General features: G+C 45.4%; 21 protein-coding genes. 6 read left to right on the plus strand and 15 right to left on the minus strand.

Features of this window, described 5'->3' with window-relative positions:
• Window positions 1–65: 65 nt before the first annotated feature.
• Both NSQ49_RS08815 and NSQ49_RS08820 read right to left on the minus strand, forming a co-directional pair.
• Window positions 66–254, minus strand: a complete 189-nt coding sequence (locus NSQ49_RS08815; protein WP_159862207.1) for a hypothetical protein — start codon at window positions 252–254, stop codon at window positions 66–68.
• A gap of 68 nt (window positions 255–322) precedes the next feature.
• Entirely contained in the window at window positions 323–931 is a 609-nt protein-coding gene (locus tag NSQ49_RS08820) for a YitT family protein (RefSeq protein ID WP_251283455.1), read from the minus strand.
• 77 nt (window positions 932–1008) lie between these two features.
• On the opposite strand from NSQ49_RS08820, the gene NSQ49_RS08825 reads away from it, so the two are divergent.
• On the plus strand, window positions 1009–1518 hold the full coding sequence (locus NSQ49_RS08825) for a GNAT family N-acetyltransferase (RefSeq protein ID WP_159862209.1): 510 nt from the start codon (window positions 1009–1011) through the stop codon (window positions 1516–1518).
• Window positions 1519–1593: 75 nt separating this feature from the next.
• Here NSQ49_RS08825 and NSQ49_RS08830 read toward each other — a convergent pair whose 3' ends face one another.
• On the minus strand, window positions 1594–3483 hold the full coding sequence (locus NSQ49_RS08830; protein ID WP_251283456.1) for a Xaa-Pro dipeptidyl-peptidase: 1890 nt from the start codon (window positions 3481–3483) through the stop codon (window positions 1594–1596).
• A gap of 272 nt (window positions 3484–3755) precedes the next feature.
• A complete protein-coding gene (locus NSQ49_RS08835; RefSeq protein WP_201306468.1) occupies window positions 3756–4997 on the minus strand; it encodes a YeeE/YedE family protein in 1242 nt (413 codons plus the stop codon).
• A 191-nt stretch (window positions 4998–5188) separates the two neighbouring features.
• On the opposite strand from NSQ49_RS08835, the gene NSQ49_RS08840 reads away from it, so the two are divergent.
• Window positions 5189–6619, plus strand: coding sequence for a polysaccharide deacetylase family protein (locus NSQ49_RS08840; RefSeq protein ID WP_251283457.1), 1431 nt, complete (start codon window positions 5189–5191; stop codon window positions 6617–6619).
• Window positions 6620–6661: 42 nt separating this feature from the next.
• Here the strand turns inward: NSQ49_RS08840 and NSQ49_RS08845 are convergent, their stop codons facing one another.
• Window positions 6662–7120, minus strand: coding sequence for a GNAT family N-acetyltransferase (locus tag NSQ49_RS08845; RefSeq protein WP_251283458.1), 459 nt, complete (start codon window positions 7118–7120; stop codon window positions 6662–6664).
• Between the two features lie 153 nt (window positions 7121–7273).
• On the opposite strand from NSQ49_RS08845, the gene NSQ49_RS08850 reads away from it, so the two are divergent.
• The 3 genes from NSQ49_RS08850 to NSQ49_RS08860 are packed head-to-tail and all read left to right on the plus strand — an operon-like array spanning window position 7274 to window position 10746.
• The gene (locus NSQ49_RS08850; RefSeq protein WP_251283459.1) at window positions 7274–8608 is read left to right on the plus strand and encodes a spore germination protein; all 1335 of its coding nucleotides are present in this window, start codon (window positions 7274–7276) and stop codon (window positions 8606–8608) included.
• The gene (locus tag NSQ49_RS08855; protein ID WP_159862215.1) at window positions 8598–9677 is read left to right on the plus strand and encodes a GerAB/ArcD/ProY family transporter; all 1080 of its coding nucleotides are present in this window, start codon (window positions 8598–8600) and stop codon (window positions 9675–9677) included. Before NSQ49_RS08850 ends, NSQ49_RS08855 begins: the two co-directional genes overlap by 11 nt.
• Window positions 9664–10746: a Ger(x)C family spore germination protein gene (locus tag NSQ49_RS08860; RefSeq protein ID WP_251283460.1), complete on the plus strand. Its 1083-nt coding sequence runs from the start codon at window positions 9664–9666 to the stop codon at window positions 10744–10746. The genes NSQ49_RS08855 and NSQ49_RS08860 overlap by 14 nt, the downstream gene beginning before the upstream one ends.
• A gap of 158 nt (window positions 10747–10904) precedes the next feature.
• Here the strand turns inward: NSQ49_RS08860 and dnaB are convergent, their stop codons facing one another.
• The 4 genes from dnaB to NSQ49_RS08880 form a co-directional block, all read right to left on the minus strand.
• A complete protein-coding gene (gene dnaB, locus NSQ49_RS08865) occupies window positions 10905–12209 on the minus strand; it encodes a replicative DNA helicase (RefSeq protein ID WP_159862217.1) in 1305 nt (434 codons plus the stop codon).
• The gene (locus tag NSQ49_RS08870; protein ID WP_159862438.1) at window positions 12209–12550 is read right to left on the minus strand and encodes a replicative helicase loader/inhibitor; all 342 of its coding nucleotides are present in this window, start codon (window positions 12548–12550) and stop codon (window positions 12209–12211) included. Before NSQ49_RS08870 ends, dnaB begins: the two co-directional genes overlap by 1 nt.
• Entirely contained in the window at window positions 12543–13286 is a 744-nt protein-coding gene (locus NSQ49_RS08875) for a conserved phage C-terminal domain-containing protein (protein ID WP_251283462.1), read from the minus strand. The genes NSQ49_RS08870 and NSQ49_RS08875 overlap by 8 nt, the downstream gene beginning before the upstream one ends.
• Before the next feature lie 186 nt (window positions 13287–13472).
• On the minus strand, window positions 13473–13913 hold the full coding sequence (locus NSQ49_RS08880; protein ID WP_251283463.1) for a GNAT family N-acetyltransferase: 441 nt from the start codon (window positions 13911–13913) through the stop codon (window positions 13473–13475).
• A 202-nt stretch (window positions 13914–14115) separates the two neighbouring features.
• Between NSQ49_RS08880 and NSQ49_RS08885 the strand changes: the two genes are divergently transcribed.
• Window positions 14116–16083 (plus strand): M6 family metalloprotease domain-containing protein, encoded by a 1968-nt coding sequence (locus tag NSQ49_RS08885; RefSeq protein ID WP_251283464.1) that lies wholly within the window; start codon window positions 14116–14118, stop codon window positions 16081–16083.
• Window positions 16084–16311: 228 nt separating this feature from the next.
• Here the strand turns inward: NSQ49_RS08885 and NSQ49_RS08890 are convergent, their stop codons facing one another.
• The 6 genes from NSQ49_RS08890 to NSQ49_RS08915 all read right to left on the minus strand — a co-directional run bounded on the left by NSQ49_RS08890 (window position 16312) and on the right by NSQ49_RS08915 (window position 20726).
• The gene (locus tag NSQ49_RS08890) at window positions 16312–16539 is read right to left on the minus strand and encodes a hypothetical protein (protein WP_251283465.1); all 228 of its coding nucleotides are present in this window, start codon (window positions 16537–16539) and stop codon (window positions 16312–16314) included.
• Window positions 16540–16550: 11 nt separating this feature from the next.
• Window positions 16551–17510 carry a 3-oxoacyl-ACP synthase III family protein gene (locus NSQ49_RS08895; protein ID WP_251283466.1) on the minus strand — a complete coding sequence of 320 codons (960 nt, stop codon included), beginning with the start codon at window positions 17508–17510 and terminating at the stop codon, window positions 16551–16553.
• A 191-nt stretch (window positions 17511–17701) separates the two neighbouring features.
• Window positions 17702–18202 carry a DUF1772 domain-containing protein gene (locus NSQ49_RS08900; RefSeq protein ID WP_159862223.1) on the minus strand — a complete coding sequence of 167 codons (501 nt, stop codon included), beginning with the start codon at window positions 18200–18202 and terminating at the stop codon, window positions 17702–17704.
• Window positions 18202–18813 (minus strand): DUF5957 family protein, encoded by a 612-nt coding sequence (locus tag NSQ49_RS08905; RefSeq protein ID WP_236566105.1) that lies wholly within the window; start codon window positions 18811–18813, stop codon window positions 18202–18204. Before NSQ49_RS08905 ends, NSQ49_RS08900 begins: the two co-directional genes overlap by 1 nt.
• Before the next feature lie 132 nt (window positions 18814–18945).
• The gene (locus tag NSQ49_RS08910) at window positions 18946–19635 is read right to left on the minus strand and encodes a response regulator transcription factor (RefSeq protein WP_159862225.1); all 690 of its coding nucleotides are present in this window, start codon (window positions 19633–19635) and stop codon (window positions 18946–18948) included.
• Window positions 19620–20726, minus strand: coding sequence for a sensor histidine kinase (locus tag NSQ49_RS08915; RefSeq protein ID WP_251283468.1), 1107 nt, complete (start codon window positions 20724–20726; stop codon window positions 19620–19622). The genes NSQ49_RS08910 and NSQ49_RS08915 overlap by 16 nt, the downstream gene beginning before the upstream one ends.
• Between the last annotated feature and the right edge of the window lie 49 nt (window positions 20727–20775).

The following is a 20775-nucleotide window of genomic DNA, read 5'->3' on the forward strand; positions in this document are numbered from 1 at the left end:
TTTACTCCCTGATGTAATGCCATAAACCGGAGTAAATTAGAGGACAGGGTTCCCCCCTGTCCTTTCTATGTCAGAAAAAAGTACAGCGGGGTCATCACAAGAAATAAGGCTTGAAAAAAACACCCGCCAGCACAGCCAAGACAGCCTTCATCCGCCAGCTGTTCACCCGCTTCATATATATTCTCCCCTACATCCCAGCCATTGTCCTCTTCTTCACCCTTGTACTTTTGGCTATTCTCTTTGTCTTGAATCATAGATACTCCTTTTTTCTGATAGATAATAATTTTTCAGAAAAAAAGAAAAGACCCATGTGGCCCTCCCTTTAATAATGAATCTTATATTTCTCCGCCAGTATTTTTATATCCAGCCTGTAGAGAAGATCAATCATCCGGGTTCCGATCATCTGGCAGATCACGGCATACACAATGACCTTCCAGTCCACGACAACCCCCGTAAGAAGCAGCAGACAGCCGTTTATGTAAAATAATGTCCGTCCCGGCGCACTTCCCCTTGCTTTGGAGATGATTAGCGCTAGGATATCCATGCCACCGGAGGAAGCCCCCATCCGGAATAAAATGCCGACACCTACTCCAAAAATAACAGCACCCAGCAGTAAATCCAGAAGGACCGGATTCAGCGGTTCCAATGCTAAGGGAGTCAGGAGATCAATTGTAACGGAAGTGACTGATACACAATAGAGCGTCCAGATTACACTGCTTTTCCCCAGCCACTTTGCTGCTGCGAGGAGAAGGCCTGCGTTCAGCACCCACAATGTGACCGAATAAGGTGTATTCATCAGATAATTCAATAGTACTGCCAGACTTGCAGCGCCACCCGACGGGATAAAATGCGGAAACAAGAAAAAAGTCATCGCGATTCCCTGGATGACGGCGGCCATTCCCAAAATCAAAGATTTATAGAGTACGTGCATGACAAAAACTCCTAACGTTTTTCCTTACTCTATCTTATAATAATTCCATAGAATAAGAAACCATGCGAGGTGATAGAATGTCCATTCCTTTTGAAACAGAACGGCTCCTGCTCCGGACCATGCAGGGAGATGACCTGGAAGCCGTTTATGAGATTTGGGGCAGCCCCGAGGTAATGAAATACTGCGGCGGCGCCAGTACTAAAAGCCGTATCGAGCGCTCTATCGATTTTTATAGGGAGCTGCAAAATGAAAAGGGCTACTCGGTTTACACTGTTCTGCAAAAAGAAACCTCTGCCATCATTGGGGTTTGCGGGTTTAACCCGGCAGAAGATGAACATGAAGCCGAGCTTATTTATCATTTTAATCAGCATTACTGGGGAAAAGGATATGCTGCAGAAGCATCCGCTGCATGCTTGGCTGTTATAAGGAAAAATTGCCCGCGTATCCGGAAAGTGATTGCGGCTGTGGATCCGGCCAACCCTGCTTCCGGGAAGGTGCTCCGGAAAATCGGCATGACCCCGGCTGGGATGAAGTGGTTTGAAGATACACAGCAGGAAGAACTGTGTTTTGAACTGGAGCTTGCGTAAACAATTCACCTTCTTATTTTGCTGAGAAATAAAAAACGAGTCTGCACTTGCTGCAGACCCGGCTCTTTTATTCTATTAAAATCCAACTGCCTTTTTTCCGCCCACAACAGGCAGGCTGATGTAACTTTGCCCGAGCTTTACTTCAAACGTGGCCTCTGTTGTGGATGGAATGGTACGTCTTCGGTCGCTTCCGGCGATGATAATGCCGATTCGGTGACCTTTCTTAAATACATAGTCTTCAGGCAAAACACTCCACTCAAACTTATAATTCTTGCCTCCTTTTAAAGGTTCCTCCTTCTCAATCGTTTTCCAGTTTTTCGGATCAAACCATCCTCTTGTCACGACTTCATATGGTGCTGTGTGAGTAGTTTTTTCTGTTTCTTTGTAGCATGCATCATCAGTTGAGATACTTTCTCCCCAACAGCTTTCTGTATTGAGAGTTCGCACTCCCTCTCCCGGGCCTTCATGATGAATGCGGGTATCCGTTCCATAATCTACAATGAGAACTGTCAAATTAGAGTCTTCCTTATTGACCTTTGCCCGAAGTGAAATTTCAGGAATGCCACTCAAACGGACATCTTCTGCAAGCTGTGGAGATAAAAATGCCAGGCGGTCGCTTTTGACAGCCGTTTCATTGGTGACCATCTGCTGCTCGGATTGTGTCGGGTTATCTGTAAAGGATTGCTGAAAATTGCCCTTCACAGGTCCAGTTGTCAGCATGCCATTTGTCTCTTCATTCTCACCTGGCGCTAATCGTATTTTTACATTTGCTGCATTTTGATCGGGCCATGAGGTTTGGGTTTCCCAATTATCCGCACCTCTTTCAATATCAACGGCAGGCTCGTCCATAATGCCGTTCTCAATATCCATCAGCCAGTAGTCAAACCAGCGCTGCAGTGTATCAACCCACTCTGCTCTTCGGAAGTCAAATGGATCGACATGGCCCGTTTGCGTGAGCCATAGTTTTCTCGGAACATCTTCTTTGGATAGAGCTATCCACCAATCCGCGAGGTGATTCATTTTTACATTGAAATCATTTAATCCATGAACTGCAAACACACTTGCTTTTACATTTTTTACGTCCTTAACGTAATTTCTTTCATCCCAAAACTCATTATAATCTCCCGATGGGTCATCCGCTTCCGCATTCAAGCGATCAAACACCGGCTTACAGGCCTCTTTGCGGGAGCTGCTGGCCACTCTGCTTGCCAGGCCTCCTGGCCCGTTGTTGTAATATGTAAGCCCCTCATGGCGATAATAATTGTACCAGCTGCTAATGGCACCAATTGGAACAATTGTCTTTAAGCCTTCCACTCCTGTAGCGGCAACCCCATTGGCCAGCGTGCCGTCATAGGACTTTCCAATCATTCCGACATTCCCGGTTGTCCAATCTGCTTTCACTTCATTATTATCATGATCCCATGCTTTTGCTCTGCCATTCATCCAGTCAATTACAACCCGGATGCTTTCAATTTCCTCATATCCGCCTGTTGTCGGACAGCCATCAGAATTGTTCGTCCCAACCATCTCGGGCAAAGCGACTGCATAACCTCTTGGAACAAAATAATTATCATAAAATAGAGGAAACTTCTCATTAATGCCATCCTTATCCCCGTCTTTCACTTCACTTTCATTTCCCCGCCCCATACTCTCATAATACGGACTCGCATCCATGATCACGGGAACCTTGAGTCCCTCTTCTGTTTCTTTCGGACGGATGATATCCACGGCAATTCTGTCTTGTTTTCCGTTTTCATCCGAATCCAGTGTGGACTCGACATAGACCGTCTCACGAATCGCCTCTTCATATGAATAAATCGGCTGAGACTTTGCCTCCTCGATTGGTGCTGCCTGTGCCGGTTTCTCTTTCACAGCTGCATTGGCAGGCGTGTAAGCAAATGATGATAGAGTCATAGAAATGACCGCTAACAAAGCTGCAGATCTGAGAAGCTTTTTCTTTCTCATAGAATCCCTCCTCTATTATTTGCAACTCATTATATTTCGAGTATGGAAATATTAATAGATTACTTTTTCCTAAAATTCAATATTTTTGAAAAAATGTTACTTAGTTACTAATAGTAGGAAAGTCTCGGAAGTGGCAGTCTTCCTTTTAACAGAACGTTACAACACTAGTCGAGGATATACAGATGCAGCTGCTGGAGAGTCATCAATTTGACAGCAGGAACTGATTTTTTGACAAAAAAAACCTGGCACTCACCAAGAGTGCCAGGTACCTATTAACAAACCGAATCAGTAGATTTCGGGTTCTTCAATCCAAACAGCGGACGGATGAACAGCGCTACACCTGTTCCGAGCATAGCCATGATCGCCCATACCCAGCCGTGCAGGCTGAAAGATGCGATTCCTCCGAAGTAGGCACCGATGTTGCAGCCGAATGCAAGGCGGGAACCATATCCCATCAGCAGTCCGCCGACAACCGCAGCACCTGCAACACCCGGCTTGATTTTGCCAGGCTTGAACGTTCCCTGTGATGCCGCTGAAATGAAGGCACCCAGGATGATGCCGAAGTTCATGACGCTAGTAGAATCAGCCAGCACTGTGTTTTTCAATGCTGCCAGGTTCGGTTCAGTCGCAAAATAACCCCATGATGTTACGTCGATGCCCATTGCCATCAGTGCTTTTCCGCCCCATAATGCGAATGCGGATGTGATGCCCCAAGGCGTTCCGCGTACAGTAAGAGTCAGTGCATTCAGCACAGCCAGAACGATTGCTGCTGCGAACAAAGGCCATGAACCTCTCAGCACTTTTTTCCATCCAGCCGTTGTAGGCAATGCTTTCATCATTGGCGCTTTGCGCTTTTTCGCGATTTGAAGGGTTACCCAATAGATCAGGCCAAATACAGCAAGCTGAACAACCAATGCCCCGCCATATCCAAGACCCGTAGAGGTAGCCAAAGAAATCGGCGGCAATGCTGGAGTTTCTTCCATCCAGAATGAGAAGTGATACGCTCCGATCGTGGAACCAGCGATGAAAGAAATAAGCGTAAGGATCATGGAGGATTGCCCTCCCCCTACAGAGTACAATGTACCGGATGCACAGCCATTCCCAAGCTGCATCCCAATTCCAAAAATAAAGGAACCAAATAGGACACTGACTCCTACAGGAGACACATATCCTTTAGGCTCAATTCCTGTAAAACTGAAGCCAGTGCTTAAAATAACCGCAAACAATGCTGAAGCAACGGCCAGCATCAGCATATGCGCCTGCAGCCCCTGCCCGTTTCCCACGCTGGCAAATCGCCTGAAGGCAGACGTAAAGCCGAACCGTGCGTGCAGCAGGGTCATGCCGATTGCAATTCCAATAATGAATAATACTCCCTGCGTCATGTCTGCTGCATTTATGATAGAAATGAACAAAATGATAGCCGCAAGAACACCAGCTGCAACAAATGGCTTTTGAATCGGATTTAAGTTTGAAACAACTGTTGTAGGTGCTGAAATCCATGATTTATTTTTCATTTCAACTTGAGCCAACTTCATTCACTCCTTTTCTTATCTTTTTAGTCGGATTAAAGTGCTATTTTATACTAAATTATTTTAAAAGTAAATGGTGAATTTTTCATTCCACCAATGATTTCCGGTGGGACACCTGATATAATTATATATTTGGAGAGTCATAATTTCATAAGGCAGGAAAGGAAAGGATATCATTGCTTAAGCGGCTAAAATGGCCTTCATGGGCCGTCATCTTCGTCTTCATTGCAGGCATTTATTACTTCATCAGCTCTGGAGCAGACAGCAGTCTCCAGGCTTTTTCGAGAACAGAAACCACTTCCCCGGCAGCTTTCCCCGGATTAAATCTTGAAACCCGGACAAAGGAAACGAAATCTTATACCCTTGCGATTAGTACTCCGATAACGAAATTCGAGAATTTGAACAAACCGATGAAAGATTGGATTCAGGCTCAGGAATCAGAATTTCTGAAGACGGTCAAAGCAAACCGGCAGCTGATGGACAGTAAGGAATTCCGTGCCCATCTTAATATTAAGGCAGAGCCTAAAAAAATCTCCGATACCATGTACACCCTAGTTTTTGAGGCCTACCGATATTCCGGCGGCGCAAACGGCCAGGCTGAGGTTAAAACGTTCACCGTCGATATCGGCAAGCAGAAAATGGTTCAGCTTGAGGATGTTATCCATATGGATGAGGAATCCCTGGCGACACTCAGGACGCTGATAAAAAATCAAATGGGCGAGAAGGAAGAACTCCAGGACTATCTGTTTGAGGACTTCCTTGACGAGGCGCTTGAAAATCCGCTGAACTGGAAATGGGCACTAAGCGGCAAGCATTTCACGCTTTATTTTAACGAATATGAAATCGCGGCCGGTGCAGCCGGTGCAGTAAAAGTGAAAGTTCCCATCGAACAGATTCGTCCCCTCTTAAAGGATGAAATCATCCGGCATTTGGAGCTTCCTGACATTCAGGCTCCTGAACCGGAAGTGAGCGAACCAGAAACAGCTCCGCTGGATCCGGCCGGCAAGTACATTGCCCTTACTTTTGACGATGGGCCACACCCAAAAGTAACACCGCTAATCCTGGATATCTTAAAAAAGCATAATGCAAAGGCTACCTTTTATATGCTTGGCAGCCAGGCGCAATTTTATCCTGCCCTTGCAAGCCAGGTGGCAGAAGAAGGTCATGAAATCGGCAACCACAGTAACAGTCATGCGGATCTTTCCTCCCTCGGCGCAAAAGAAATCCGCAAAGAAATGGAAGAAGCCAGCGCCAAAATCAAAGAAGCCAGCGGCCAGCTTCCCGCAACCGTCCGCCCGCCTTATGGCGCCATGAATGAGGATGTGAAGAAGATTGCCGGAATGGCCCAAACACCGCTTATTCTGTGGTCTGTTGATTCACTCGATTGGAAAACACTCAATGCCCAATCAATCAAAAAAATAGTGAAGGCTAATGCCGTGCCAGGCTCGATCGTCTTAATGCACGACATCCATATGCCAACTGCTCAAGCACTGCCGGAACTCCTGACTTATCTGGAAAAAGAGGGCTACGAATTCATTACCGTCTCTCAGCTTCTGTCCCTGCAGGAGCAGGAAGTAACCGGCACGTTTTTTGGAAAAAGATCATAAGCATACAGCTAAACGCTCAGGTTTTTTCCTGAGCGTTTTGTTTTATGCGCCTGTCCCCTTTTCATAAAACTGAGTGGAACCGCCGCCCGCCCCGAAAACCTCTCCTCTATGCAACCAGCCATATTTTTCATAATACCCTTTTAAATCTGTCTGGAGATAGAGTTTTTTAAAACCAAGCTTTGCCGCTTCTTCAATAGCATGATCAAGCAGGCTGGATCCAAGCTTCTGTCCTCGGCTGCCGGGATCAATGTACAGACAGGCAAGCCACGGCTGCAGATCCTGCCGGCTATTGAGATCATTGCGGATTAAGGCATATATGCCAATGATTTCCTCATCCTGGATAGCTGCATAAAACCTTGGGATTCCGTCATCTGTATTCCCGGAGTGAATCATGCAAGCCTGGTAAAAAGTGAAGTTTTCACCTGATCCCCACTTCTCCCAGAAATATTGAACTGCACTATCCAATAAATAAGGATGTTCGTGAACTGCGATAATTTTCATTCTTCTTTCCTCCCGCATAAATTATGCCCCTTTAATCTTGGTCCTGGATGAACTCTTAGCCGAGGTTAACCGCCAAATAAAGTTGATAGGAATAAAATTTTCCAGCAAGCGAAGAATAATAATATTTATGTCTTTATAAAGGGGTAACCCGCCATGGACCGTTTTATTAATGAAATAAAAGCAGAGCTTGGCAACAATAGCGATTTTCATCTTCAAAGGGACTATCTTGCGGATGCTGCCGTGATGCTGATGGGATTTAATACACTCATTGATTTTATCAAAACGAGAACAGTGCTGCACAAGCTTGCAGAGAGCCTCCTTTCCCTGAATCAGCACCCTCAGGATTTATGGGAGGCAATAGGAGAAGTGATGGAGGGGGATGTCCGAAAGGCCATTTCATCCATATTTGAAGGCAAACTGATCATACATTTTGAAAACACCGACCGTTTTATCATTATGGAGCCTGTTCCGCCTATGCTTGATCGCTCGGTTGATTCACCCGCAAACGAAAATGTGATTCAAGGAGCATTGGATGCTTTTACAGAAGGAATTGATACGAATATCGGCATCGTCCGAAAACTGGTGAACTCGGACAAAATCAGAATCGACTCATTCTCATCCGGCCGCAGCCGCAATAACAAACTTTCCATGCTGTATATAGAGGGTGAAGCAGATATAGAGCTGGTTAACAGCATCCGTGATCATATTGAAAAGAACATCCAAATGGAAGCAGGTGATCTGCAGGGGCTTGCCAAAATGCTTGGTTTTCCATCTTGGAACGCTATCTCTAAATTTAATACAACCGAGCTTCCCCATCATGCGGTCCAGAATCTGAGAAAAGGAAAAGTAATTCTGTTCGTGGATCGCTTGCCTTTTGCGCTTATTCTTCCAAATCTGTTCTGGGATATGTTCGCTGCTGAAAATGACCGAAATTTCCCCCTGCCTATCATGCTGGCAATCAGGCTAATCAGAATCATCGGCATTTTAATCACACTGATCACACCCGGGCTTTATGTGGCACTGGTTTCCGTAAACCCTGAAGTCCTTCAGATCCAGCTGGCTTTATCAGTTGCCCAAAGCCGTGAAGGCGTACCTTATCCAGCCTTGGTGGAAATTATTTTTATGCTGCTTATTCTGGAATTAATCCTGGAAGCCAGTGTAAGACTGCCAAAATCCATAGGCCCCACCATTACAATGGTTGGAGGAATTATTCTGGGGCAGGCTGCCGTGGAAGCGAAATTAGTCAGCAATCTCCTAATCATCATTCTTGCCGCTACTACCATCGCCAACTCAACTATCGTAGGATTTCAGAATACTGTTGCCATCCGGCTTTTCAAGTATGCCATTGTGCTTCTGGCAGCGATATTTGGCATCCTGGGACTGGTTGCCGGTTTGGTTTTCATTTGCGCTTATCTGGCAAGCCTCAATACCTATGGCAAGTCCTATCTCTACTTAAATGTAAAAGGGAATGAAAGCAATGGCGGATAAAAGTTTGCATGTCATGCTGATGTATGTCATCAGTCATTTAGGCCTTATTTTCTTTATGTATCCAGGCAATGTGATTTCGAGTACAGAACAGGGCCACTGGCTTCCTGTTCTGATCGGCGTGGCCATTCATTTCTTTTTTATCACTGTATATATGAAGGGACTTAGCTATTTTCCGAAAAAAGACATCATTCAAATCTATGCAGGGATCGGAAAAGGGACAGCTATTTTTTTTATTATTCCGGTTTTCTTCTATTTCAGCATGATCTTATTGATTACGGTCCGGGCTTATGCCGAAATCATTACCATCGTCTTTTTATCAAATACTCCTTTATGGGCAATCATGCTTTTACTGATTTCCATCTCGACCTATATAGCGGTCAAAGGAGTTGAAACGATTTTTCGCACAGGACTTCTCCTGTCCCTTTTATTTCTTCCCGTAATCATCTTTATCTTCTTTACTTCTTTCCAAAACGCAGACTGGAGGTACATCGTTCCTTTAGATGCAGATCTCGGATTCCTTATGAAGAGAACATACTTTGAAAGCTTTTTCGCTTTCTCTGGAGGCTTTCTTTTTCTCGGCTTTGTCCAGCCTTATTTCTCCTATGACAGAAAATATGTATTATGGGCCGCTGCATTTCTTATTCCCTTTTTCCTTTTTTCAGTCTATATTCCAGTCCTGACCTTTGGGCAGGCGACCTCGGCTACAACCTTCCTCCCCTATGTAATAGCCGTGGATGCCATCAATATTAATTGGCTGATGTTCGACAGGGTCACCATGTTTTTCCTGTTAAGCCTGATCTGCTTTGTCATGCTTTATATTGCACTTGTGTCATGGAAAGCAGTCCGGATTGCAAATCATTATCTGCCTGCGATTAAACCGGTAAAGTTACTGCTTGCCCTGTCGGCTTTAGTGTACATTTCCTGTTTTTTCATTCCAGACTGGAGGGCGGTTGAGCAATTATTTTGGTGGAATACATTTTTACGGTTTTACATCCTGATGGCCGTTCCTTTTTCACTATTATTCTTTGGATATCGCATGAAGAGGAAGAGTAATCATGAAAACATGTAAATGGAAATCCAACATCTCTATTGCACTCTGTCTGCTTCTGACAGTCATAATATTGACCGGCTGCTGGGACATCAGGGATATCAACCATCGGACACTCCCCATCGTTCTTGGCATTTCTACAGATGAGGAGGGTAAATACAAAGTATTTCTAAAGATCCCTGAACCTGTGGAAGATAAGGTTGAAGTGAAAATCGTCAGCGGAACCGGTGAGACCATTTCCCATGCAATCGATGCAATCAGCCGGAACATGGAGAGCACGATTGACCTCCTTCACGTCAAGGTCATTATGATTGAGAGGAAAACGGCTGAGGAAGGCATGAAAGATATTATTGCCGGTTTCATCAGATCTCGGGAAGTATCACCCAAAGCACTCATTACAATTTGTGACCAGAACCTGGATGAGTTTTTTTCGATTCTTTCCACTTCAAAGAACCTACAGGGAACCAACATGTTCGAATTCTTTGAAAAAAATGCAGGCTGGAACCCGGAAATTGCTCTTACACGAATATGGGAAGTGTACCGCAGCATCCATTCGTATACACGTGATGTAGCGATCCCCATGATTGCTACGGGAGAAACGACATCTTACCGGCAAACCGGATCGGCCGTTATCAAAAACGGAAAGATGGTTGAGCAGATCAGTAATGACGAAACCCTGCTATTCAACGCTTTCAACAATGAAAGCACCCATGGACAAATTGAAGTTCTGAATCATGCAAGTGTCATGATCACCGCAAACTCGATGGACCATTATATTGAATTTAAGAATAACCAGCCTTATCTCAAAAGCCGTGTCAAACTAAGGGTGGTCCTCCTGGAAACCAGGGGCAAAACCACCGATGCCATGATTAAAAAAGAATTAAGGCGCATGCTGACAAGCCGGTTTAATGACATGCTGGCCAAACTCCAGAAGAGCGAAGCAGATATACTCGGCTTGGGGCAATTGTACCGCACGAAAATCAGCCGAAAAGATTTGAAAAACTGGCGGTCGGTTTATTATCCAACTTTAAAGTCTGATATCCAATTTGACATTGATATCCAAAATGAGGGGTATTTGAAAACCATCTGATGGGGCAGATCACCTGTCCCTTTTTCAGGTCTCTATTCGACCTGATTAGGGCCGCTCACCGCCGGGCTTTCCCTCTAAGCGGCTCTATTCTCCTTGATTAGCGCCGCTCACCCTCAGTCTTGACATCTAAGCCCCTCTATTCCACCCGACTACTCCCCCTAACTCCCCTGCTGCAGCTCCCCAAACTTCCCAATCTCCTTCATAAACGCCAGCCGAACTGTCCCAATCGGCCCATTCCGCTGTTTGGCGAGGATAATCTCTATCGTATCCTTACGGTCGGAGTCCTTATCGTAATAATCATCACGGTATAAAAACGCAATCAAGTCTGCATCCTGCTCAATCTGCCCGCTCTCACGCAAATCTGATAGCATCGGCCGCTTGTCCTGCCTGCTTTCCACGCCCCGGCTCAGCTGCGACAAGGCAATTACCGCTACATTCAATTCCCTGGCCATCGTCTTCAGCTTCCGGCTGATTTCGCTGATTTCCGCCTGACGGTTCTGATGCCCCGGATCCCCCGAAATCAGCTGCAGATAATCAATCACCACCAGCATCCGTTTCCCCTCTCCGTACTCCCGGCGTGCTTTTCTGACCTTGGACCAGATGTATCCAATATTCATTCCCGCCCGGTCAAAAATATGCAGATTCACCTCACCGAATGACCCCATCACACTGGAAAATTGAGTCCAGTCTCCCTCACCGAAATAACGCTTCGGATTCCGGAGTTTTATCGAGCTGATTTCTCCTTTACAGCTGATCATCCTTTTCAGGAGCTGCTTTTTGGACATCTCCAGTGAAAAAATAAGGGCCGTATTCTGATCAGCTGCGTTCATGGCCATGTTCAGAGCAAAGGCTGTTTTCCCAACACTGGGGCGCGCTCCAACAATAATCAAATCAGACTCCTGGAATCCTCCGGTCAGCTTGTCCAGACTCCTAAAACCTGACGGAATCCCGGTCATTTCGCCAAGATCCTTCTCAGCTTCCCCGTAAAGCTCGACCAAAGAAGGCACAACATCCCCCAGGTCATCATCACCAACAAGATCCTCAATTTGCATAAGATCCTGAATGCCATCCCTCAAAGTACAGGATATGTCTCCGGTCTGCGCACTCTCCTGAATCCGCCCCGCAATCTCAACAGCTTTGCGCTTTTGGTAATATTCAAAAACGGTATCCTGATAAAATGTAAAGTTCGCTGCAGTCGGCACACTTCCCGCAATCTCGGTAATATAGCCGATTCCCCCAATGCTCTCAAGATTGTGGTGGCCCGCTTCTTCCACAACTGAAATCACATCAACCGGCTTCCCCTTCGCATCAAGCTGCAGGATAATCGTCATCAGCCGCTTTAATCTCGATAAATAAAAGTGTTCCGGCCGCAGCTTACAATCTTTGATCAGCCCATCCTCCAAGAACAGTGCCCCCACCGCCGCCTCTTCTGCCTCCTGACTGTATAGCCCATACCCCAGCATCAGACTTCACCTCTGGCTATCCCCAGAATCTCCCGCATTTTCGCTAGCTCCGCCTGAACCACTTCCTCCCTTGCCGGCTTCCAGGATGTCGGCACAATAAGGGCCGTATCCCGGCAATCCGGAATGGCTCTGGATACAGCCATAGGTTTCCGCACCAGATCCGAAATCTTCGGTGAATATGGGGACTCCTCCACATGACGATACAAATTCAGCTGCAGTTCTTCAATCTCATAAGGATGCAGCAACTCGTGCCAATAATCAATTTTCTGCTGATTCACCTCAAACTGCTCGTAATAAACGGCAATTAGCGCCAGCAGCGTATACGTCTCCCGTTTAGTCATCAAGGTTGAAATCCTCCTCCCGCAGCTGCTTTGTAAGAGGCTTTTGATTCAGGTACGATTCAAAACGGGTGCCAAACAGCGTCTCCGGCCTCAGGAACTTCCGCCAATACGGGTCATGCAGCCATTCCTCTGCCTTCAGGTCGATCACTTTTTTAAAATCCTCCAGCCTGAATCCCTCCAGCCATCGTGCCCGGATCAGATTCTTCGTCTTCTTCGAGCCTGTCCGGTAAGCTGATTGGGTTTGGCTGTTCAGGTATTCGATAACCGCAGCATAAGGGATATCTTTTTTCTCTGTTGTAGTCTCTGTAGTAATCTCTGGTATTGGTTGCTGCACATTGTCATCTTCGGAGTCGCAATCTGTTATATTCAGTTCTTCAGACTGTGATTCTCGATGTTCCATGCCAAGTGATTCTTCCCATTCAGCCAGTTTTTGATAATCTATTGTGTACCATTTGGTCTTATCCATTTTACTGGCATTAAAATTCGCAGATACCAAGTATCCTCTCTCCTCAAGGGAACGAATGGTACGTCCGATCGTCGCATGAGACCAGAATGGCATCTGCTTTTTCCAGTCTTTATAGGTATTGTAAATCCATTTGCGCCCTTCTTTTAGATGCCTGCTCCTCACAAGCCAATAATGAATCTGCTGAAGGAGCACCGCCTCATTCAGTCCCATCTTTTCCGCCAATGACGGAAGTATTAAAATAGGCTTTTCATTTACCAAAAGTGAACTCATATACATCCCTCCACAATTTATATTCTCGAATTCTGCTACATTCGGATTGGCAGATTCGAGAGTCGCAACCCTTTCATATGTATACATATATAGTTGAGCCCTAAAAGGACAGGGTGAATGTATATTTTTCCGGTAATTATGTATATTTCATGAACAAATAAAGAAAGGCTGCCTTTTTCAGCAGCCTTACATTGGTAACCTTTTCTCCAGCACGATCTTATGTATTCCTATTTCATCGGTGTAAGTTTCGATAACATCGAATCCATGCTTAATATTCAGAATCAGCATCTCTCTCCATTTGTTCATCGTCTTCGTCCGGACCATCTTATACCCCATTTCTTTTAAGTGTTCATGCTGCTTTTCCATTAACTTAGAAGCAATACCATTTCGCCTGTATTGAGGATCCACTCCGCCTAGCCAACTATAAAAGGTATCCTCATTCAGGCGGTATCCCATTTTATACCCAATTACTTTTTCCCCATCCATAGCAGTCAGCACCAGCAAATCAGGTTTGGTTTTCATTTTGACGGCTAACCCTTCAGAATCGCCGAATATGCTCCCATGAAGTTGATCTATTCCTTCTAACATGTCATCCCCTGTCATTGAAATAAAGATATTTAATTTCATATGTACCTCCCCGCGCAGATAGCTCTCCTCCTCTTAATATACCAAATTTATACTATCGCTGCTCTCTACCTTTAGGTTATTACAGGCATCTAGTCTTAGTTCTCCTGCACCATTTTGAATATTTTAAATATTTTATATTTTTATTCACGAAACAAAATTGTATAATTTACCAGAATACTAGAATTAAGGGAGGCGAAATAAGTTGAGGCAATTGAAAAAGTCTTTAATCTTATTTGTTACATTGCTTTTAATGACCATTTCTTCTGCGGCTTATGCAGAAAAACCGGGTCTCGAAGACTTCCCGGAACCTGCAGATATGCAGTTCTGGGAGCTCCCTGAGGATATGACCTGGGAAGATTACCGGCCGATTCCGGGAATTGACTGGCGCACGGCTGATATTAAGCCTGAGAGAGTATTAAGGGGAGCACTTGTCATTGTCGATTTTCCTGACCGGGAGTTTATTCTAAGTCAGCCGGAAGGATCTGAAGTGGCAGGCAACCCTATTGGGACCGGTAATATCCCGCGGGATGAAATCGGCCAGTTCTGGGTAGATTTCCTGAACAAACCGCAGCCACTGAATAACCATCGGACGATTAATGAATATTGGAGAGAAAATTCGTATGGCAAATGGGCTGTTGAACTTGATTCATTTGGAACCTACCGGATGGACCACAATGAATTCCAGTATGGACTGAACGAATTTGGACAGCAATCCAATATGCCGGGAGAATATCAGGCAAAAAATTTAAGAGCTGAAGCAATGGAAAAGGCGCAAGCAGATATCGCCGCTTCAGGCAAACATTACGATTTCACCTTCATCCTGCATGCCGGATATGATGAGTCAGGCGTCTGGCAGGAGTTTGGGGAAATGATGTTCCAGACAGCAGAAGATGTAGCAAAGGAATTCGGACCGCCTTTTGAAGGATTACCGAATTCCGCCAATACCCGCTATGTTCCTTGGACTTCTTGGCTTGCTGCGAAAAGCATCTGGTCCAGTGCCAGCAACGGGGTTTCCATTCAAGGTGAAAATGACGGAATGGGTACCTTCGCCCATGAATTCGGCCATATTATGAAATTGGGAGATAACTACAACAATCCATATGGAAAGCCTGTTTCCCGCTCCTATTCCGGTCCCTGGGAATTAATGAGCCGGGGAAGCTTTAATGGGCCTGCAGGGCCTCATACACGCTGGATGGTACTCCCTACTCTGGGAGGGTCAGCTCCGGCGCATCACATGCTCCGGAACAAAATCAAGCAAGGCTTCTTATCGGAAGACCAGTACTTGAACATCAGCCGTGAGGAATTGGCTGAAACCGGACCTGTGTTTACCGATATCCTGGCACGCGCGGTACCGGCCGGTGAAGAGTTTGGCCGCAATGCCCTTCATGGCATCAACATCAGCATGGAAGATCTGACTCCGAAAAATTCACTTGAGGACGACTGGCGTGCTGATATGCAGCGCGGGGAAAAGTGGTATAACAACTATACGGTAGAAGTAGTGGACCGTGTAGGATTCGATTCGTTCACTCCAGATTCCGGGGTTCTACTGGCTAAAACCAAAAATACGGAAGCCGCACCAAACATCTGGGTAATCGACTCTCACGCAGAGGACATTAACAAGGTTGACTTTAAACGCCCTGACGGAACAGAAGCCATGTATTCAAAAGGGGATTACAGGCAGCTTTCGGATTCTCTCTTTAAAGCCGGAACCGATGAAGGCGTTGTCAGCGAATATAAGGACGAGCATAACCGTCTTCACTTTTACATTTTAAATAAAAAGATAGATCATGAAGGAGCACTCTCCTATCGAGTTGCCGTCCGTCATATGGATGAATCTGGACCGGCCACAAGAGGCGTCTCAGCTGAAAAAAGCAAAGTCCAATTTGCTGCTCCAGGCAAAGTAGCAGCCTATTACTTCAAGGTAACCAATACAGGAAATGCTGCGGATCTTATCCGCCTTAATGCCAAGACAGAAGCTGGCTGGGAGCTCATGCTGGAGCATAATGTGATTGAGGTGCCAGCCGGTGCAACAGTAGATGTTCCAGTTTATGTAAAAATCCCAAAAACCAAGCCGGTACCGACAAACCTTACATTTACAAGCACCTCTGAAACCGATCCTGCCAAAAAGGATACAGTTACACGCCGTGTTGGCCCTGGTGCGGGGAAATAAACTATGGAGGACACTCTTTTGTGTCCTCTTTTTCAAATTGCAAAGGGACAGTGGGAACTTTCCCTTCAAAAAGTTTTATGATGTTAGCTTGGCTATTTTACAAATAAGACCTTGATGTTCGCAGGCTTCCTTACTTCAGCTTCTCAAAAGTTGCAGAATCAGGTATAGCAATCTTTCATATCGACAAATCCTTATGGAATGCTATTACAATTTCATCTGATAGAAGATCTAAGAAGTATTCACCCCCTTCTGCTTTTGCCTGTCTTGGATCTCCCAGTATGCCTGCTTCTGTAATGCCGGATATCCCACTATCAAATAGATCCTGTCATTTTTATTAAAGTCTCCTCCATGTGAGGAAAAGAGAATGACCTTATGACGGGCTGTATTAATTCTAGCAGCAGAAAAGATTGGTGATGGTTTCCATCTCTCCTCCATGCCCACAGCTTCCTTCAGCAAGACCGAACTCCTTATCTCCCCCACCTGATCAGCGCTGCTGCCCAAGCCAAACCTGATCCAAAACCCGCCAGGACAACATGGTCTCCGGCTTTAATCCGTCCCGTCTCCACTTCATCAGCAAGAGCGAGTGCCACACTGGCAGAAGAAGTGTTTCCGTAGTACTGGACGGCATGGGTGGCTACCTTCCCAATTGGGAATTCAAGATTATGTACCGCTTTTTCAATAATGCGAAGGTTTGCCTGATGTGGAACCAGATAATCTAAGTCATTGAGAGTTAAATCGGCCTTTTGCAAGACGTCTTTTACAATACTTGGAATGTAGGTCGAAGCAAATTGAAATATGGCCTCGCCATCCATTGACGGCCTGTGATTCTTGTCTTCTCTCATATATTCAGACCCGGATCCATCAGAACCTGCTGTTGAAGATAATAAGCCAAAGCCTTCTGACACTTTACCGACAATCGCAGCGCCCGCTCCGTCGCCAAACAGAATATTAACCTTTCTTTCATTCTTGTTTTCTAATACCATATTACGGGAACATTCATCTACACCAATGACCAGCACTTTTTTCGCAAAGCCGGTCTGTACATACTGAAAGCCATTCAGCAGAGCTAATACAAACCCAGCGCAGCCTACACTCATATCATAGGCTCCAGCTGTGGTCGGGATGCCGAGGCGGCTTTGAACCTGACAGGCAATAGAGGGATAGATGCGTTCCTGTGTAATAGTGGAGAGAATAACAAAATCAATTTCGGATGCATCTGTATTTGCATTCTCCAAGGCTGCTTCCCCTGCTTTACACGCCATGTCTACCATATCAATGCCTGGAATCGTAAATCTTCTTTCCTTGATGCCTGTCATTTTTTCAATGGATCTGCCAGAAATGCCGCACTTTTCATTGAAAAAATCATTAGTCACTACCCGAGGCGGCAAATAGCTCCCTACCCCCATTATTCCAGCATTTTTCAACATGTTAGCATCTCCTTTTTTGACGAATTTTGTTGGACCACCTCAATTGTACCCAATATTTTCATAATTTAGGAGTAATTTGTATAATAGATAGTTTCATAGTTAGGAAAAGCTGGAGTCTCCGTAAATATAAGCTATGTGCGGAGAAATAAATGATTAAAAAGGGACAGTACCGACTGCCCCTTTTCATTTGCCTACTCTCTTTCCTGCAAATCTATCTTATAAAACTTTAGAAATCCCACAAACACCATAACCGCACCAATCGTGCTGCAAGCTACTCTGATCCAATTGATCATCAGAAACTCCCTTGCTGTCTGCTTCAGAAATGCTGCAGAATGAACACTCTGCCCTTCAATAAACATAATTTCATTTCTCGGCCATTCAAATACCATGGAGATGAGCCCTAAAAGAATCATGACAAGAATGCTTCCCAGAACCCAGCGGCGGGCAGACTTTTGCTTCCACACCAGAATCAGCGCACCGGCACCAGTGACCCAGCTCGCAAATCCAAGCGGCGGGAAGAAGGTATGGGGGCTTGCAGCCTTCATAAAATCCATCGAAACCTCCAGCGATTCCGGCATGTTATGAAAAATATTCGGATACACCATGAATACCTCCAGTACAAAAGCCCCCAGCGTAATAAAGGTAATCCATAAATAGGAAACCATAAAGAAATACGTTAATTTTTGCTTCATTATTTTTCCTCCCCCTTTTTATACTGCCAGGCGGGCAGTATCACCGCTGAACAGGCAGCCATATAAATCGGCAGAAATTTGATGCCAATAGGCTTATCCACTAAAATCAGTCCAACGATGGCGATTACATTTGAAAATAGGATTCCAGCTGTAAATCCGCCGGCGGCACCGCCCAATGCCCAAATCAGGAGCCCTCTTTCCTTTCCTGCAGAAGCTTTAACGGGGTTCTCATTCCTGTAAGTCCCCTTTAGAACCTTACGAACTGCTGCAGCACCTGCCCCCAGAAACACAATCCCGGCAATTGGATGAAAAGCGCCCAGCCAGCTGATCCTCCACCCCATGTTCGCCGTAAAGTACATGACAAACAGCAGCAGGAAAACGATCGTCATTTCCTTATAGATCCGCTTGAAAAATCCTCCTGCCAGCGCAGACAGCATCATCAGCACCGGAATGGCATAGCCAAACAAATGAACAAACATTTTATGGGCAGCCCACTTGGACGGATCTCCAAAGATCGACATCCCAGCAAGCAAAAATTGAACCAGCAGGCAGCCCAGATAAACCAAACCCAATCCTATATAACTATTTTCAGCCAGTGTTCTTTTTGGCATTTTCAGTTTCCCCTCTCTTGTTTCCTTTACAAAACCCATTCTACGGAGAGGTTCTAACAGCACTCTTATCAATTTCTTACAGAATTATTAAATCCAAAAATAAAAAAAGAACGCATAGAAATCTATACGCTCTTACCGTTTAAACCGATAGCCCACACCCCAAACCGTTTCAATATAATCCGGTTCAGATGGGTCTTTTTCAATTTTTTCCCGCAGTCTTCTGATATGAACTGTCACGGTTGTGACATCCCCATAGAAATCAAAGCCCCACACCTGCTCGAGCAAATGCTCTTTACTGAAGACCTGGTTCGGAGAGGATGCCATGAACTGCAGAAGGTCAAACTCTTTGGCGGTAAGGATTTTTTCTTGACTGCCTGCAAATACTTTCCGTGTACCCGGCTGAATCAGCAAATCCCCTATCCTGAGGTCTTCACCCTTGCTGGGACCGCTTGAAATCAGCCGGTCGTATCTGGCTATATGTGCCTTTACCCTGGCAATCAATTGATTGGGATTAAAAGGCTTGGCAATATAATCATCGGCTCCTCTGCCTAAGCCCCGAATCATATCAATGTCCTCATTTTTGGCTGTCACCATGATAATGGGAATCTCTGAGAATTCCCTGATTTTCCCGCAAACCTCATAGCCATCCATATCCGGAAGCATCAGGTCAAGTAAAACCAGCCGATAGGTGTTTGCTTTTAAGCGCTCCAGGCCTTCCTGACCGGTTGCCGCAATATCTGCCTCATACTGGTTCAATTCCAGGTAATCCCTTTCGAGCTCAGCAATACTAAGCTCATCCTCGATAATCAAGATTTTTTCCAATCAGCTTCCCCCTTTTTCAACGTAAAACATATACTAAGCCCCTGCCCGTCTCCTCCACTTGCCCAAACGGTCCCCCCGTGGCCTTCAATGATCTTTTTCACAATGGCGAGACCCAGACCGCTGCCGCCTGTGGCAGAATTCCTGGAGATATCCGTCCGGTAAAAGCGGTCAAATAAATGAGGCAGCTCAACCGGTGAGACGCCGGTACCATTGTCCTGGATTTCAACCGTCACGTACTCCTCTTTTGAAGACAGTCTGACGACTAATTCCTTTTTGCCTTCCTTCATATATTTCAAGCTGTTCTGCACAATATTGCCAATAACACGATTTAATTTCTCCCTGTCTGCCTGCACCCGATATGAATGATTGGGCTCGCATTCAAGACGAAGATTGACTGGCTGTCCCGCCAGATTAAACCGGAGCTCCTCGAGATAATCATCAAAATAGGATGCTAAATCCATCACCCTCAAATGGTAAGGAACATTCGGCAAATCAAGCTTGGAATACAATAAAAGCTCCGAAATCAAGTCTTCCATATCATCCGTCTTTTTTTCAATCGTGCCCAAATACCGCGCCAACTTTTCCGGCGTATTCGCCACTCCATCTGATATCCCCCTGATATAACCCTTAATGCTTGTTAAAGGGGTTTTTAAATCATGGGAAATGCTCGCAATCAATTCCTTCTGATTTTCTTCATACTGCTTTTGCATGGCATCGGCCTCCTTAAGCCTTTCGCGCATCATCTCAAAGGCGATCGCCAGCTCGTTCAGTTCATCCTTTCTCCCGGTAACTTCTATTTGGGTATCCAGATTTCCTCTGCTGATATCATTTGCCGCGTGCTTCAGCCGGAGAAGAGGGGCAATGATGCTTTTCGAAACAAGGAAAGTCAGGACGCCATTGGTCAAAATCAGCACCCCGACCAGCAGATAAATCCGGATCGACCGGAAGAATTCGAGATCCTCGTGATCGACTGATCCTTTTACAGGATAAAACAATACATATCCAATAATTATTTCCAGCAGTAAAAATAATAAAACAGGGAGCAGTACCATCCCTATATTCGATAATATCAACCGCTTTTTAATCGACATCCTGTCACCCCTGTTTTTTTATTACCTCTCCAGAATAAATGTAAGGTTA

Origin of the sequence: Cytobacillus sp. FSL R5-0377 (assembly GCF_038004385.1) — a bacterium.
In the GTDB taxonomy this organism is placed as follows: Bacteria; Bacillota; Bacilli; order Bacillales; family Cytobacillaceae; genus Cytobacillus.